Source organism: Streptomyces colwelliae (assembly GCF_048158785.1).
Classification (GTDB): Bacteria; Actinomycetota; Actinomycetes; order Streptomycetales; family Streptomycetaceae; genus Streptomyces.
On sequence record NZ_JBLTJC010000265.1, the window covers coordinates 1 to 14,576 of the forward strand.

The 14,576-nt window shown below is 70.1% G+C and carries 11 protein-coding genes and 3 pseudogenes; 7 read left to right on the forward strand and 7 right to left on the reverse strand.

Going from position 1 to position 14,576, the window contains the following annotated elements; genetic code table 11:
* Positions 1-274: 274 nt before the first annotated feature.
* The 4 genes and pseudogenes from ACNFOC_RS37885 to ACNFOC_RS37900 all read left to right on the forward strand — a co-directional run.
* Positions 275-556 (forward strand): annotated as a pseudogene (locus ACNFOC_RS37885) (ferric reductase-like transmembrane domain-containing protein); the annotation flags it as partial.
* Positions 557-988: 432 nt separating this feature from the next.
* A pseudogene (locus tag ACNFOC_RS37890) lies at positions 989-1,429 on the forward strand (TetR family transcriptional regulator); the annotation flags it as partial.
* A gap of 10 nt (positions 1,430-1,439) precedes the next feature.
* Positions 1,440-1,754, forward strand: coding sequence for a DUF8847 domain-containing protein (locus ACNFOC_RS37895; protein ID WP_416963561.1), 315 nt, complete (start codon positions 1,440-1,442; stop codon positions 1,752-1,754).
* A gap of 103 nt (positions 1,755-1,857) precedes the next feature.
* Entirely contained in the window at positions 1,858-2,982 is a 1,125-nt protein-coding gene (locus ACNFOC_RS37900) for a C40 family peptidase (protein ID WP_416963562.1), read from the forward strand.
* On the opposite strand, the gene ACNFOC_RS37905 is transcribed toward ACNFOC_RS37900, so the two are convergent.
* The 5 genes from ACNFOC_RS37905 to ACNFOC_RS37925 are packed head-to-tail and all read right to left on the reverse strand — an operon-like array spanning position 2,979 to position 8,619.
* Positions 2,979-4,232, reverse strand: coding sequence for a styrene monooxygenase/indole monooxygenase family protein (locus ACNFOC_RS37905; protein ID WP_416963563.1), 1,254 nt, complete (start codon positions 4,230-4,232; stop codon positions 2,979-2,981). The two genes, ACNFOC_RS37900 and ACNFOC_RS37905, sit on opposite strands and share 4 nt — an antisense overlap.
* A 14-nt stretch (positions 4,233-4,246) precedes the next feature.
* Positions 4,247-4,909, reverse strand: coding sequence for a GTP-binding protein (locus ACNFOC_RS37910; RefSeq protein WP_406122145.1), 663 nt, complete (start codon positions 4,907-4,909; stop codon positions 4,247-4,249).
* Positions 4,890-5,300, reverse strand: coding sequence for a DUF742 domain-containing protein (locus ACNFOC_RS37915; protein ID WP_033282123.1), 411 nt, complete (start codon positions 5,298-5,300; stop codon positions 4,890-4,892). Before ACNFOC_RS37915 ends, ACNFOC_RS37910 begins: the two co-directional genes overlap by 20 nt.
* Positions 5,297-5,800 carry a roadblock/LC7 domain-containing protein gene (locus ACNFOC_RS37920; RefSeq protein ID WP_416963564.1) on the reverse strand — a complete coding sequence of 168 codons (504 nt, stop codon included), beginning with the start codon at positions 5,798-5,800 and terminating at the stop codon, positions 5,297-5,299. Before ACNFOC_RS37920 ends, ACNFOC_RS37915 begins: the two co-directional genes overlap by 4 nt.
* Positions 5,797-8,619 (reverse strand): sensor histidine kinase, encoded by a 2,823-nt coding sequence (locus ACNFOC_RS37925; RefSeq protein ID WP_416963565.1) that lies wholly within the window; start codon positions 8,617-8,619, stop codon positions 5,797-5,799. Before ACNFOC_RS37925 ends, ACNFOC_RS37920 begins: the two co-directional genes overlap by 4 nt.
* A 353-nt stretch (positions 8,620-8,972) precedes the next feature.
* Here ACNFOC_RS37925 and ACNFOC_RS37930 point away from each other — a divergent pair, with 353 nt between their 5' ends.
* Positions 8,973-9,761 (forward strand): protein phosphatase 2C domain-containing protein, encoded by a 789-nt coding sequence (locus tag ACNFOC_RS37930; protein WP_416963566.1) that lies wholly within the window; start codon positions 8,973-8,975, stop codon positions 9,759-9,761.
* Positions 9,762-9,845: 84 nt separating this feature from the next.
* On the opposite strand, the gene ACNFOC_RS37935 is transcribed toward ACNFOC_RS37930, so the two are convergent.
* Positions 9,846-10,391, reverse strand: a complete 546-nt coding sequence (locus ACNFOC_RS37935; protein ID WP_416963567.1) for a MarR family winged helix-turn-helix transcriptional regulator — start codon at positions 10,389-10,391, stop codon at positions 9,846-9,848.
* A gap of 226 nt (positions 10,392-10,617) precedes the next feature.
* Here ACNFOC_RS37935 and ACNFOC_RS37940 point away from each other — a divergent pair, with 226 nt between their 5' ends.
* The gene (locus ACNFOC_RS37940) at positions 10,618-11,442 is read left to right on the forward strand and encodes a lysozyme (RefSeq protein ID WP_416963568.1); all 825 of its coding nucleotides are present in this window, start codon (positions 10,618-10,620) and stop codon (positions 11,440-11,442) included.
* Between the two features lie 76 nt (positions 11,443-11,518).
* Here ACNFOC_RS37940 and lon read toward each other — a convergent pair whose 3' ends face one another.
* Positions 11,519-13,936, reverse strand: a complete 2,418-nt coding sequence (gene lon, locus ACNFOC_RS37945; protein ID WP_416963569.1) for an endopeptidase La — start codon at positions 13,934-13,936, stop codon at positions 11,519-11,521.
* 510 nt (positions 13,937-14,446) lie between these two features.
* Between lon and ACNFOC_RS37950 the strand changes: the two are divergent.
* Positions 14,447-14,576, forward strand: a pseudogene (locus ACNFOC_RS37950) (DUF1343 domain-containing protein); the annotation flags it as partial.

The following is a 14,576-nucleotide window of genomic DNA, read 5'->3' on the forward strand; positions in this document are numbered from 1 at the left end:
CTCCATGTACCGGCGCCGAACCGCACCACGGGTGCGTCGGCCGAACCGGTCGCCGTGTCACGGGAGTTGGGTGTCGTCATCGTGGACTCCTCGCTGTGTGCCGCGCAGGCGGCGATTCACGCTCGCCGACCCGCTCGGCGCGCTGGCGATCCTGTCCGTGGTCGCGGTCGTAGCCCTGTGGGTCATGAACCAGGGCGGTCCACTCAGCCTGACCGCCTCCGACCGGGCGACGGGCTCCCTCGGCCTGCTCGCCGGCCTGCTGGCCTCCGACCTGATGATCCTCCAGGTCGTCCTCCTCGCCCGGATCCCCTGGGTGGAACGGTCCTGGGGCCACGACCTGCTCACCCGCCGGCACCGTCTGATCGGCTTCGCTTCGTTCTGGCTGATGATCGCCCACGTCACCCTGTTCGCAGTGGAACGGTCCACCCGCGAACCCACGGCGATACCGGACGCACTCCTGCGCCTGTTCGTCACCGACTCATGGATGCTGTTCGCCACTGTCGGCACCCTCGCGCTGATCATGGTCGTGGTCACCTCGATCCGCGCCGCCCGCCGCCGACTGCGCTACGAGTCCTGGCACCTGCTGCACCTCTACTCCTACGCCGGCATCGCGGCCACCTTCCCGCACACCTTCACCGACGGCGCCGACTTCCACGAGACCTGGACCCGCGTGTACTGGTGGTGCCTGTACGGCTTCGCGTTCGCCGCCACCCTCCTCTACCGCGTCGCCCTGCCCGCCTGGCGCTCCCTGTACCACCGCCTGCGGGTCGAGTCCGTGGTCACGGAAACTCCAGGCACGGTGTCGATCACGTTCAAGGGCCACCGTCTGGACAGGATGCGGACCGCGTCCGGCCAGTTCTTCGTCTGGCGCTTCCTCGACGGCCCCGGCTGGTCCCGCGGCAACCCGTACACCCTCTCCGCCGCCCCCACCCCGGACCGGCTGCGCATCACCATCAAGTCCGCCGGAGACGGCAGCGACCGCGCCGCGTCCGCCGCCGATGAACTCCAGCAGTGTTTCGACGAACCCCGCGAGGGCCCGCTCCTCGCCCGGCTCGCCCGCGCCCTGGACCGCTACCTCGGCTTCGTCGACCAGCACGACGCCGGTTTCAGCGCACTGCTCCAGGGCGGCAGCGTCGTGGAGACCTCCCGTACGACGGCCATCGTGGACGGCGTCCGCAGGGCAGCCGCCGTGCACATCCTCAGCCATCTCGGCGTGGCCGAACCCGGCCCCCGCCTGCGGATGACCGTACGGATGTGGATCACGGCCGTAGAGGCGGCGTCTCTCATCTGGCTCGACGAGGACAAGCAGCCGCCGCTCGACGAGTTGCGGGACTGGCTGGTCGAGCAGTTCGGGGCGGTGCTGTCGGTGACCGCCCGGCGGGACCCGCAGACGGCCGCGCTGGTCCAGGGCCTCGCGGCGGATGGCTGAGACTGGTCCCGTGAAGAGCGAAGAGACCCCGTTCGAGGGCGGCCCCATGGACGGGCGCTCGCTGCCCATCCTCCTCGGCCCGACCGGAACCCCGCCGAAGACGTACCGCATCCCGGTCCCAGACGACGCCGGCGGCCCGCCCACGGTCCTCGTGTACCGCCGCGTCCCTCGGGGACACAGCAAACGGCTCGGCCTCCCCAAGGGCTGGAAGTACGAGTTCGATCCGGAGGGCAAGCGCGGCGGCACTCTGCGCTGGCCCTGGTCCAAACCGGACTCCGCACCAGACGCCACGCCGGGCGGCAAGCCGGACGACACCCACGGGTGACGGGGTTGGGCCGAACCGCGCACACCCGGCGCGCGGACCCGCCGCCCCCGGCTGATGCTCACGGTGCGGGGCGGAAGGCCCGCCGCGCACCGGAGGTGATGACGTGTCAGGAAGGCTTCTGCGTCTGGTCTGTACGGCAGCGGTGGCGGCCGGCACCGTCCTCGCACCGCTGCCCGCCGCGGCCGTACCCGAACCGCAGGCGCCCGGACAACGCCCCGTCGCCGAACTGCTGACGGACCTTCAGACCCTGTACCGCGATGCCGAACAGGCCACGGAGACGTACAACGCCACCGAGGAGAAGCTGAAGAAGCAGCGAGCCGAGGTCGCCCGCCTCGACTCCGAACTGTCCCGCGCCCGCCTCTCCCTCCACGACAGCCGCGGCGCCGCCGGACGGCTGGCCCGGCAGCAGTACCAGAACAGCACCGCCATCTCCCCGTACGTCCGCCTCCTGCTCGCCCGCGATCCGCAGCACGCGCTCGACGAGGGCCATGTCATCGGCCAGTTGGCGCGGGAGCGCGCCGAGACGGTGGGCCGGCTGGTCGGCAGCGAGAAGAAGAGCGACGGCCTGGCCCGCGAGGCCCGCAAGGCCCTGGACACCCAACTCACCCTGGCCGCCCGCCAGAAGAAGGACCAGGACGACGTCCGCAAACGCCTCGCCGACGTCGAGAAACTCCTCACGTCCCTCTCCCCCGACCAACTCACCGCCCTGGCCGCCTTCGAGAAGACCGACGTCGACAAGGCCCAGCAGAAGCTCGTCACTTCAGGCGCCCTGGGCGACGACTCCCGCGAACCGTCACGGGAGGGAGACCGCGCGCTCCGCTACGCCGTACAGCAGATCGGCAAACCGTACGAGTGGGGCGCGGAGGGCCCGAAGACGTACGACTGCTCAGGCCTGACCTCGGAGGCATGGGGTCACGCAGGCACCCCGATCCCGAGGACGAGCGAGGAACAGTGGGCCGACCTGCCGAGAGTCCCCCTGAACGAACTCCGCCCCGGAGACCTGGTCATCTACTTCCCCGAGGCAACCCACGTGGCGTTGTACTTGGGCGCGGGCCAGGTGGTGCAGGCCCCGCGCACAGGCGAAAAGGTCCAGGTATCCCCGCTGGCGTCCTACCCGATCCTAGGAGCCGTACGTCCAGATTCCCTACCTAAAGGGGCGCGGGGAACTGCGCGACCAGCCACAACGGACCTACAGCCGCCAACTTCCCGCAACCCCAACGGCGATTAGGCCCCCGCAACTGAGGCAAGGTACGCCCCAGTCTTCTCGGGCTCATAGAAGAAGTTCTCAAAATCCGCCGGATCATCAAACGCGTTGGCGAACCGATCCGCCACCGGCGGCAACTGCCCAGCCGCCCCAATGAGGTTGAGAACATGCTCCGGCGGCGGCCCAAGCATCGCGTTCGTCCACTTGGTGACATGCCGCGCCGTGTCCCAGTACCGCTCGAACGTGGCCCGCATCCAGTCCCCGTCGAACTCCTTCTCCCCGTGATCGAGGATCGACGCGAGATACGAAGCCGCGCACTTGGACGCCGAGTTGGACCCCTGCCCGGTGATCGGATCGTTCGCGACGACGACATCCGCGACACCGAGGACCAGGCCACCACCCGGAAGCTGACCAACCGGGTTGCGGACCGTGGGCGCGTAACGCCCGGCCAACGTCCCACCCGCGTCCGTGAGTTCGACGTCCCGCGCCCGCTCGTACTCCCACGGCGTGAACTTCTCCATGAGTTCCAGGGTCAGGGAGAGATGTTCCGCCGGGTCCTTGACGCCGTTGAAGACGTCCAACGGCCCGCCGGGTATGCCCTCCCAGAACAGGATGTCCGCGCGCCCGGACGTGGTGAGGGTCGGCATGACGAACAACTCGCCCACGCCCGGCACCAGGTTGCAGCGGACCGCGTCGTACTCCGGGTGCTCCGGGCGCGGGCCCAGACCGTGGACGTAGGAGACTGCCAGCGCGCGCTGCGGCTCGGTGTACGGGGAGCGCTCCGGGTCGCGGGCGAACATCGAGACCAGCTCGCCCTTGCCCGCCGACACGAGCACGAGGTCGTACGTACGGGAGAAGTAGTCGAGGTCGCCGACCGCCGCGCCGTGGATGACCAGTTGGCCGCCGCGCTGGGCGAACGTCTCCATCCAGCCGGCCATCTTGACCCGCTGGTCGACCGACTGCGCGTACCCGTCGAGCTTGCCCACCCAGTCGATCGCGCGCTGTGTCGGCCCCGGGTCGTGCGAGCCGGGGGCGGCGACCGAGACGCCCAGTCCTTCGATCTTCGGGGCCTGGGACTCCCAGAAGTTCAGCTGGAGATCGCGCTCGTACTGGAGTGCCGTGGTGAACATGCACTGCGTCGACATGACCCGTCCGGAGCGGATCTCGTCCGCCGTCCGGTTGGACATCAGGGTGACCTCGTACCCGTGCGACTGGAGTCCGAGGGCGAGTTGGAGCCCGGACTGGCCGGCTCCGACGACGAGTATCTTCCGCATACGGGGCTGTTCTCCTACTCGGGTGTGACGTCCAGCGCGTGGCCGACGAGAGCCAGGAGGGTCTCGATCGCCGAGATCCGGCGGCGCGCATCCATGATCATGACAGGTACGTGCGCGGGGATCGTCAACGCCTCCCGCACATCCTCCGGGTCGAACCGCTCGCTGCCTATGAAGTGGTTGACGGCGACGATGTACGGCAGCCCGCAGCTCTCGAAGTAGTCGAGTGCTGGGAAGCAGTCCTTGAGGCGGCGGGTGTCGGCCAGGACGACGGCGCCGATCGCGCCGCGCACCAGGTCGTCCCACATGAACCAGAACCGCTGCTGTCCCGGCGTACCGAACAGGTAGAGCACCAGGTCGTCGTCGAGCGTGAGACGGCCGTAGTCCATGGCGACCGTGGTCGTCATCTTGCCGGGCGTGGCCGTGAGGTCGTCGGTGTCCTCGCTGGCCTCGGTCATCAGCGCCTCCGTCTGGAGGGGCTGGATCTCGGAGACGGCGCCGACCATGGTGGTCTTGCCGGCGCCGAAGCCGCCGGCCACCACGATCTTCGCGGCGACGGGCGCACGGGTGCGGTCCGTCTGCCAGGGCCGCAATTCCTCCTCGTCATTGAGGAGTTGCTTCTCGTCGTTGAGGAGCGGGGAGACGCCGTAGGCGGCGGCGTCAGAGACGACGGAGTCCACTCAGCACCTTTTCCAGCAGAGCGCGGTCAGGACGGCCCGTACCGTGAGCGGTTCCGGTTCCGTACACACGGATCTTTCCCTGGTCGGCGAGATCGCTCAGGAGCACGCGGACCACACCGAGCGGCATCTTCAGCAGCGCGGCGATCTCGGCCACCGTGCGCATACGGCGGCAGAGTTCGACGATGGCCCGCATCTCCGGCATGACCCGGGTGTTGAGCGAACCGTTCGTCAACTCCTTGCGCTCCTCCGGGGCTTCGAGCGCCGCCACGAAGGTCTCCACCAGGAGGACATGGCCGAATCGGGTACGGCCGCCGGTCAGCGAGTAGGGGCGCACCCGGGCGGGTTTGCGGTCGCCGCCGCGCACCGGGAGCTTGTTGGGCGTACGGCTCATCGCGCACTCCCCGCGGTCGCGTCCTCGAGCGATTTCCTTAGCTCGCTGCGGAGTTCGGGCGTCAGCACATGGCCGGCCCGGCCGACGAAGAGCGCCATGTGGTACGACACGACGCTCATGTCGCAGTCCGCGGAGCCGTGCACGCCGAGCAGCGAACCGTCGCTGATCGACATCACGAAGAGGCTGCCCTCCTCCATCGCGACCATGGTGTGCTTCACCGGGCCGGAGTCCATCAGCTTCGCGGCGCCGATGGTGAGGCTGCCGATGCCGGAGACGATGGTGGCGAGGTCCGCGGCGGAACCTCGCGGTCCGGTGCGCTTGGTTTCGAGGGCTTCCTTGGCCTCGGCGTTCCTCCCCGGATCGGAGGAGAGGAGCAGCAGGCCGTCGGAGGAGACGACCGCGACCGACTGGATGCCGGGCACCTCCTCGACGAGGTTGCTCAGCAGCCAGTGCAGGTTGCGGGCTTCACTGCTCAGTCCGAAGGTACTGGGCGCGGTCAACTGCTTGCCTCCTCGACGGTGCCCCCCGTGGGTTCTTCGGATGGTGCGGTTGCGCTTCGCGGGGCCGGGACCGGGTTCTGGCCGGTCTTTTCGGCGATTTCCGCTTCTACGTCGCGGTAGCCGGCGGAGGCTCCCGCGCGGAAGCCGCCGAGTCTGCGGCGCAGGGCTTCGGCGTCTACCGTGCCGGTTCGCTGGCGCGGGGCCTGGGCGGGCTGGGTGATCTTGGGGGTGCGCTTGGGGAGGCCCTTGTCCGTGACGGGGTCCTCGTCCTGGGCTCGCTCGTGTTCCACGGCTTCGGCTTCGCCATCAGCCGGGATCTTGCTCCCACCCGCACCGCCCGTGCGGCCATCGTCGTCGGGTGCGGGTGGCCCCTGTGGGGCGAACTCGCCATCGGCGACCGGCCGTTCGTGCGCGGCTGCCCGTGCGTCTGCTGCTCGCGGGGCTTCCGTGGACGCTCGGTCCTCCGGCGTCAGTGGCAGCAGGAGTTCCATCGTCATCTCCGCGGGAGACTCCGGCGGGATCTCCACCGGATTTCCCGCCGGAGGCTCCGCCGACGTTTCCGCCGGGGTCTCCCGTACCGCCTGCTCCGCCAAGGCCACCAGCGGGTCCTTGTGTTCCGAACGGCCGTGCAGGACGTTGGAGTTGGACTCCGCGGAGGCGCCGGGGAGGGAGTAGGAGTGGGTGTCGCCGGTCAGCGGGGCGGCGGACGGGACCGCTGACGCGGGGGCCGCGGCGAGCAGGGGGCTGGGGAGGACCACCACCGCCGCGATGCCGCCCTGTTTCTGGTCGCGGAGCTGGACGCGGACGCCGTGGCGGTGGGCCAGGCGGGCCACGACGTACAGGCCCAGGCCCAGACCCTCCTCGCCCTCCTGGTCGTAGGGGGACTCCGGGTCGAACTCGGTGAGGCGGGCGTTGAGGCCGGCCATGCGGCTGATGGTCATGCCGATGCCCTCGTCCTGGACGGAGAGCATGACCTCGCCGTTCTCCAGGAGCCAGCCGGAGATCTCCACGGGGGCGTCCGGCGGGGAGAACGAGCTCGCGTTCTCCATCAGTTCGGCCAGCAGGTGGCTGATGTCGTCGGCCGCGAAGCCCGCCACGTGCGCGTGCGGGGGGAGTGCCGAGATGCGGACGCGTTCGTAGCGTTCGATCTCGCTGACCGCCGCGCGGACCACGTCGACCAACGGGACGGGCCCGGCGTGCTGTTGGACGTGTTCGGTGCCGGCCAGGACGAGGAGGTTCTCGCTGTGACGGCGCATGACCGTGGCGAAGTGGTCGAGCTTGAAGAGGGTGGCGAGGCGGTCGGGGTCCTGCTCGCGCTCCTCCAGGCCCTCGATGACGGCGAGTTGGCGCTCGACGAGGCCCAGCGTGCGCAGCGCGAGGTTGACGAAGGTGCCGCCGATGCTGGTGCGCAGCCGCTCCAACTGGCCTGCCGAGTCGGTGACTTCGGCGCGGAGTTCCTCGCGGGCGTCGGCCATCTTCTGGCGCTGGCCGACCAGGTGTTTGCGGTCGGCCTCCAGGGTGGCGATGCGCTCGTGGAGGGCGGCGGCATGCGCGTGCAGGGAGTTGACCGAGCGGACGACCTGGGCGAACTCGTCGTTGCGGCCGGTGAACTTGATGGGCTCCTCGGCCGCCGGGTCCTCCGCCTCGGCCAGGCGCGTCGAGCCGCGGCGCAGGACCGAGAGCGGGCGGGTGAGGGTGCGGGCCATCGCGGTGGCGATGCCCACAGCCAGCAGCATCAGCGCGCCGAGGATCGCGATGCGGATCTCCAGCGCGGTGACGTCGTCGTCGCGGAGCTGGGCGAGGTCCTTGACACGGTCCACGTAGAGCGCGGACTCCTCGCCGCGCATCAGGTCGACGCGGGCGGAGAGCGCCGCGTCGAGCTTCTTCGTGCTGGTGTCCAACTGGTCGTCGGACAGCGTGGGCTGGGCGGTGAGGGAGGTGAGGTACTTCTCGGCGGAGTTGACCTCGGACCCGGTGACCACGGAGTCGTAGCCCGCGACGGCGTCCTTCGTCGCGCCGTCGCGGAAGTCGGCGAGGGCGGCGTCGGAGCGCAGCCGGGCCTGCTGGGCGGCGGCGCTGAGGGCGTCGCGCTCCTTGGCCTGGGCCTTCGTCGAGGTGGTCTCGGTGACGGCGAGACCGGTGATGGGGCTGATGACCGTCTCGGTGGTCGTCGGCACGTTCAGGGCGGCCAGCAGCAGCCCCCGGGCGGCGGCGGCCTGCTGGACGGCGGCGTCGAGTTCGGCGAGCGCGTAGGCGCCGGAACCGGCCCGCGGCGGCATCTGCTCCGCCAACTGCTCGGCCAGCCGGTGCAGTTCGGTGATGGCACCGGAGTACGCGACGTGCGCCTCCAGCGCGCTGCTCTTCCCGGTGAGCGCGGCCCGTCGTACGGCGGCGACGTCGTCGAGGTCCGAGCGGAGCGCGGCGGAGATGTCGGTGTCGGCGCGGAGTTCCTCGACCTGGCGGTCGACGCGGGCGCTGCGGTCCTCGTCCGGGGCCTGCGACTTGGGGCGGCCGGCGGCGATGTACGAGGTGACCTCGTCCCGCTCGTCGGCGAGCGAGTGGGCCAGCGACAGCGCGTCCTGGGTCTGCCCGGCGAGGGTCACCAGGTCCTGGGAGTCGCTCAGTTGGCCCGAGGCGGTGACGAGGGAGGGAACACCGGCCGCGGCGATGGCGGCGGCCACGACGGCTACGGCGATGATGAGCCGGTTGCGTACGTGGGTGCGGCGCCCCCTGCCCGCGGGGTCGGGCGTGGCTGCACCGGTGGCGCCCCCCTGAGGGGCCGTCTGCTTGCCTGTGCGCCGCGGCCGCTTTTTCTGCACCGGTGCTCGCATTCCTGACTCGTGATACCCATGGGCCCGGGTGACGCTCCGTCATCCCGGTACGGCGACCCTCCCAGTGCCGGTAGGCAGTGGCCGCGCATCGTCCGGCCCGCCACCCGAAGGAGTGAACCCCGGAGGGGAGTTGGCGGGCAAGTTCCGGCGGCCGGTCCAAGGCCCGCGCGCGCCGCGCCGGTTGGACGTGAGCGGCGCGCTTTGGCAGGATTCGCCGCCACGCGTTCCCGGAGTGATCCATTCCAGCCCAAACCAGGCGCCTGACCTGCACGACTGCGCCCATTCGACCATGAGTGCCAACGTTTTGCGGAGCCTGTGAAGAGGTCGTGCAGACTGGCCGAATGCGTACGGAACTTGTGTCGGAACCCGGCGACCCGGACCGCCCCAACGAGGACTTCGCGAGTGTCGGCCTTCCGGCCTCGGGACAGGGCGGTTCGCTGATCGTCCTGGACGGAGTGACACCGCCGAGAGGGGAGACGGGCTGTCTTCATTCGGTCCCCTGGTACACCGCGCGCCTGGGCGGCGCGCTGACCGAACTGACCGTTTCCTACCGGGATCTGACCCTGGCGGAGATTCTCTCCCGGGCGATCCTCCGAACAGCTGAGGCCCACGCCGCCACCTGTGACCTTTCTCACCCACGCACCCCACAGGCAACGGTCGTACTGGCCCGCTGGTCCCCCCAGGAGGTCGAATACCTGGTCCTCTCGGACTCCGCCCTGCTGGCCGAATCCCCGGCCGGCGAGGTGACCGTCGTACTGGACGACCGCCTGTCCCGCCTCCCCCGCTCCGCTCTCGCGACGGACGCCATGATCGACACCACGCTCCGTAACAAGGAGGGCGGCTTCTTCACGGCCGCCGCCGATCCGTCGGTGGCGGCACGGGCGGTGACGGGTTCGCTCCCCCGCGCCGACGTCCGCGCCCTCACCGCCCTGACGGACGGGGCGACGCGGTGGGTGGAGAAGTTCGGCCAGGGCGACTGGGCGGACTGCTTCGCTCTCGTACGGAAGGAGGGGGCGCCGGAGCTGGTGACCCGGGTACGGGCGCTGGAACGGGCCGACGCGGAGGAGCGGACGCATCTGCGGCGGAGCAAGACGCACGACGACGCGACGGTCGTGTACGTCGAGCTGTGAACCGGCTGCTACGTCGGTGTCACCTCTCCCGCGGACGTCAGGCTGCGACCGGCCGCCACGGCGGTGTCACCTCTCCGTTCGGTGTCACTTCTCCATGACGCCGTTCAACTGGTGGATCAGGCGGGCCAGTTCGGCGACCTCGCGGCGGTCCCAGTGGGAGAGCTGGCTGACGTAGCGCGCCCGCCGGGCCTCGCGGACGTGGGCGACCCGGCGGCGGCCCTCGTCGGTGAGGTCGACCAGCCAGGCCCGGCCGTCCGCCGGGTCGGGCTCGCGGGCGATCAGCCCCAGGTCCTCCAGGGCGCGCAGCTGGCGGGACATCGTGGCCTTGCCGACGCCGATGTAGGCGGCCAGCTCCGTGGCCCGCTGCCGGCCGTACTCGTCGAGCCGGACCAGCAAGCCGTACGCGGCGGACTCCAGGTCGGGGTGGACCTCGCGGGCCATCTCGCCCTGGTTGGCCCGGGCCCGGCGGAAGAGGAACGTCAACTCGCGCTCCAGGGACAGGTATTCGTGGTCGACGGCGAGTCCGTCGGGGCCCACGGACAGCGCGCCGCCGTCTCCGGAAAGGCCGCCGCCGTCCGCGGGAAGCCCACCGCCGTTCCTGTCCTCACCCTTGTGCACGTCAGCACCCATTGGTCCGCTTTCCCGATCGTGAAAGTTTCCGCCAAACACCGTCATCGCCGCAGCTCCGCCAGTATTTCGCAGGGCTAGACCAACGGCGTCGTCCGGACCCCCTTCCCACGCGGTCTTCTCGGTGCGTAGCTTCTTTACCAGGCAATGACTGGCATGGCCACGCCAACATCAACTCCCTCTCCCTCCACTCCCCCACCGCGCTCGACCGCGCCCTCGGAGGCACGCCATGCCCATGCCCACGCCTGTGCACAGACCCCGAACGCCACGCCTGCGGTACCTCTCCCTCGTCCTCGCCCTCTCCGGCGTCCTGCTGGCAGGGCTCTCCCACCCGGCGGCCGCCGTCCCCGCCCGCGGCTCCGCCTACATGGGCATCGGCGTCCTGGCGCACGACGGCCAGGACGGCCCGCCCGCCGGCACCGCCGCCGCCCAGACGGAGGGCGTCGACGTCAGCGGCTACCAGGGCGACGTCGCCTGGTCGACCCTGTGGAGCAGCGGGGTCAAGTGGGCCTACACGAAGGCGACCGAGGGGACGTACTACACGAACCCCTACTTCACCCAGCAGTACAACGGCTCCTACGGCGTCGGCATGATCCGCGGCGCCTACCACTTCGCGACGCCGGACACGACGAGCGGCGCCACCCAGGCCAACTACTTCGTCGACCACGGCGGCGGCTGGTCCAAGGACGGCCGCACCCTCCCCGGCGTCCTCGACATCGAGTGGAACCCGTACGGCGCGTCCTGCTACGGCAAATCGGCCGCGGCGATGGTCAGTTGGATCGCCGACTTCCTGTCGACGTACAGGTCCCGCACCGGCCGTGACGCCGTGATCTACACGGCGACGAGCTGGTGGTCCGACTGCACGGGCAACTCCAGCGCCTTCGCGTCCGCCGACCCGCTGTGGATCGCGCGGTACGCGTCGGACCCGGGGACGCTGCCGGGCGGGTGGTCGTTCTACACGATGTGGCAGTACACATCGTCGGGGCCGACGGTCGGGGACCACGACAAGTTCAACGGGGCGCTGGACCGGGTGGTCGCGCTCGCCAACGGGTGAGGACCGGCTGAACGACGAGAGCCCGGGCCCCCCTTGAAGGGACCCGGGCCCTCGCCCATTCATCCGGCAGCGTCCGTCACGCCGCCACCGGAACCTCCGACGCCGCGCCGTTCGTCGCCGGCGACAGCGCCAGCTCCAGGACCTGGCGGACGTCCGTCACCGCGTGGACGTCGAGCTTGTCCAGGACCTCGGCCGGGACGTCGTCCAGGTCGGGCTCGTTGCGCTTCGGGATGATCACGGTGGTGACCCCGGCCTGGTGCGCGGCGAGCAGCTTCTGCTTCACGCCGCCGATCGGGAGGACCCGACCGGTCAGGGAGACCTCACCGGTCATCGCCACGTCCGTGCGGACCAGGCGGCCGCTGAGCAGCGACGCCAGGGCCGTCGTCATCGTGACGCCCGCGCTCGGGCCGTCCTTCGGCACCGAACCCGCCGGGAAGTGGATGTGCACGCCCCGGTCCTTCAAGTCGCCGACGGGCAGCTCCAGTTCGGCGCCGTGCGAGCGGAGGAAGGACAGGGCGATCTGCGCGCTCTCCTTCATCACGTCACCCAGCTGACCGGTCAGGGTCAGACCCGCCGCGCCCGTCTCCGGGTCGGCCAGCGACGCCTCGACGTAGAGGACGTCACCACCCGCGCCGGTGACCGCGAGGCCGGTGGCGACACCGGGTACGGCCGTGCGGCGCTCGGCCGGGTCCTGGGCGGACTCGGGGACGTGGTGCGGCCGTCCGATCAGAGCGCGCAGGTCGGCGTCGGTCACCGTGAACGGCAGCTCCCGCTGGCCCAGTTCGTGCTGGGCCGCGATCTTGCGCAGCAGCCGGGCGACGGACCGCTCCAGGGTGCGGACGCCCGCCTCACGGGTGTACTCACCGGCGAGCTTGCGCAGCGCGCTCTCGTCGATGACGACCTCGTCGTCCTTCAGCCCCGCCCGCTCCAGCTGGCGCGGAAGCAGGTGGTCACGGGCGATGACGACCTTCTCGTCCTCGGTGTAACCGTCGAGCCGTACCAGTTCCATACGGTCGAGCAGCGCCTCCGGGATGGCTTCGAGTACGTTGGCCGTCGCCAGGAACACCACATCGCTCAGGTCGAGTTCGACCTCCAGGTAGTGGTCGCGGAAGGTGTGGTTCTGCGCGGGGTCGAGCACTTCGAGCAGAGCGGCCGCCGGGTCCCCCCGGTAGTCGGACCCCACCTTGTCGATCTCGTCCAGCAGGACCACCGGGTTCATGGACCCGGCCTCCTTGATGGCGCGGACGATCCGGCCGGGGAGGGCACCCACGTACGTACGCCGGTGACCGCGAATCTCGGCCTCGTCCCGAACCCCGCCCAGCGCGACCCGCACGAACTTCCGCCCCATCGCGTGCGCGACGGACTCACCGAGCGAGGTCTTGCCGACACCGGGCGGACCGACGAGGGCGAGCACGGCACCACCGCGCCGGCCACCGACAACACCCAGGCCCCGCTCCGCGCGCCGCTTGCGCACGGCCAGGTACTCGGTGATGCGCTCCTTCACGTCGTTCAGACCGGCGTGCTCGGCGTCGAGGATCGCCTTGGCACCCTGGATGTCGTACTCGTCCTGGGTCCTTTCGTTCCACGGCAGTTCAAGAACGGTGTCCAGCCAGGTACGGATCCACGACCCCTCGGGCGACTGGTCGGAGGACCGCTCAAGCTTCTCGACCTCCTTGAGCGCGGCCTCACGGACCTTCTCGGGAAGATCGGCGGCCTCGACCCGGGCGCGGTAGTCATCGGACTCCTCACCCTCGCTCGTGTCCCCATTCAGCTCGCGCAGTTCCTTGCGGACGGCTTCGAGCTGGCGCCGCAGCAGGAACTCGCGCTGCTGCTTGTCGACGCCTTCCTGCACGTCCTTGGCGATGGTCTCGGCAACGTCCTGCTCGGCGAGGTGGTCGCGCAGGTGCTGGGTGGCGAGCTTCAGCCGGGCCACCGGTTCGGCGGTCTCCAGCAGCTCGATCTTCTGTTCAGTGGTGAGGAAAGGCGAGTAGCCGGAGTTATCGGCAAGCGTGGACACGTCATCGATGGCCTGCACGCGGTCGACGACCTGCCAGGCCCCCCGCTTGCGCAGCCACGCGGTGGCCAGCGCCTTGTATTCCTTCACCAGCTCGGAAACGGAGCCGGGCAAGGGTTCGGGCAGGCTCTCGTCGAGCGCGGTGCCCTCGACCCAGAGCGCGGCACCAGGACCGGTGGTCCCGGCCCCGATCTTCACGCGGCTACGGCCGCGGATCAGCGCACCCGGGTCACCGTCGGCCAGCCGGCCGACCTGCTCGATGGTGCCGAGCACGCCGGTGCTGGCGTAGGTCCCGTCGATGCGTGGCACCAGCAGGACCTTGGGCTTTCCGGGCTCGGACCGCGCGGCTGCCTGGGCGGCCTCCACGGCGGCGCGTACATCGGTGTCGTTCAGGTCCAGCGGAACCACCATTCCGGGCAGCACGACCTCGTCGTCGAGCGGCAGCACGGGCAGGGTGAGCGGTGTGGACGTCGAAGCCATGATCTCCCCTTAGGCAGTCAAGTTGAGCTATGCCGACTCAATGCTTGGGCGGCTTCGATTGTTCCCCACCTGTTGTTCGCCGTGAGCGATCAGCGGTAGCGCACCGGGCTCCGTGCAGGTCAACACGGAAATGGGGCGAGGGCTTCCCGGGGAACGAGGTGTTCTGACGGGGCGGCCGGGATGTTCCGACGGGGCGGCCGGGGTGTTCCGACAGGGCGATCAGGGCTCGGCAGTCGATGTCAGTGGCGCCTGCCACGACGCCCGGACGCCACAGCGGCCATAGACGCCATCACGGTCAGGAGAGACACATGGGCACCTGGGACGTCGGCCCCTTCGACAACGACACGGCGGCGGACTGCCACGGAATTCCTCGATGCGCCCACTCAGTTGTCGAACTACCGTGTGCTCATGGAGCGCATCACCAAGGCCGCGCTTCCCAAGAAGGAGTCACGTGAGTTCATCCACTCCCTCGTACAGAGCGCCTGAAGGGGGAAACGTGTCCCAGTTCATCTGGCGGAAGGGATCGACGGGCGCTGGGCGGCCGCGGTGAATCAACTCGGGCTGCCCGGTGTGCACTTCAGGGAGGCGTACTTCGCGCCCACCTTCTCCAAGTTCCAGGGCAAGACCGTCGGCGGGGTCC

What these genes read in the sequence shown, in the direction of transcription:
- ACNFOC_RS37905 (WP_416963563.1), bottom strand. Translation starts at nt 4,232, where the DNA reads ATGCGGAAGATACTCGTCGTCGGAGCCGGCCAGTCCGGGCTCCAACTC.
- ACNFOC_RS37915 (WP_033282123.1), bottom strand. Translation starts at nt 5,300, where the DNA reads ATGAGCCGTACGCCCAACAAGCTCCCGGTGCGCGGCGGCGACCGCAAA.
- ACNFOC_RS37930 (WP_416963566.1), top strand. Translation starts at nt 8,973, where the DNA reads ATGCGTACGGAACTTGTGTCGGAACCCGGCGACCCGGACCGCCCCAAC.
- ACNFOC_RS37935 (WP_416963567.1), bottom strand. Translation starts at nt 10,391, where the DNA reads ATGGGTGCTGACGTGCACAAGGGTGAGGACAGGAACGGCGGTGGGCTT.
- ACNFOC_RS37940 (WP_416963568.1), top strand. Translation starts at nt 10,618, where the DNA reads ATGCCCATGCCCACGCCTGTGCACAGACCCCGAACGCCACGCCTGCGG.
- lon (WP_416963569.1), bottom strand. Translation starts at nt 13,936, where the DNA reads ATGGCTTCGACGTCCACACCGCTCACCCTGCCCGTGCTGCCGCTCGAC.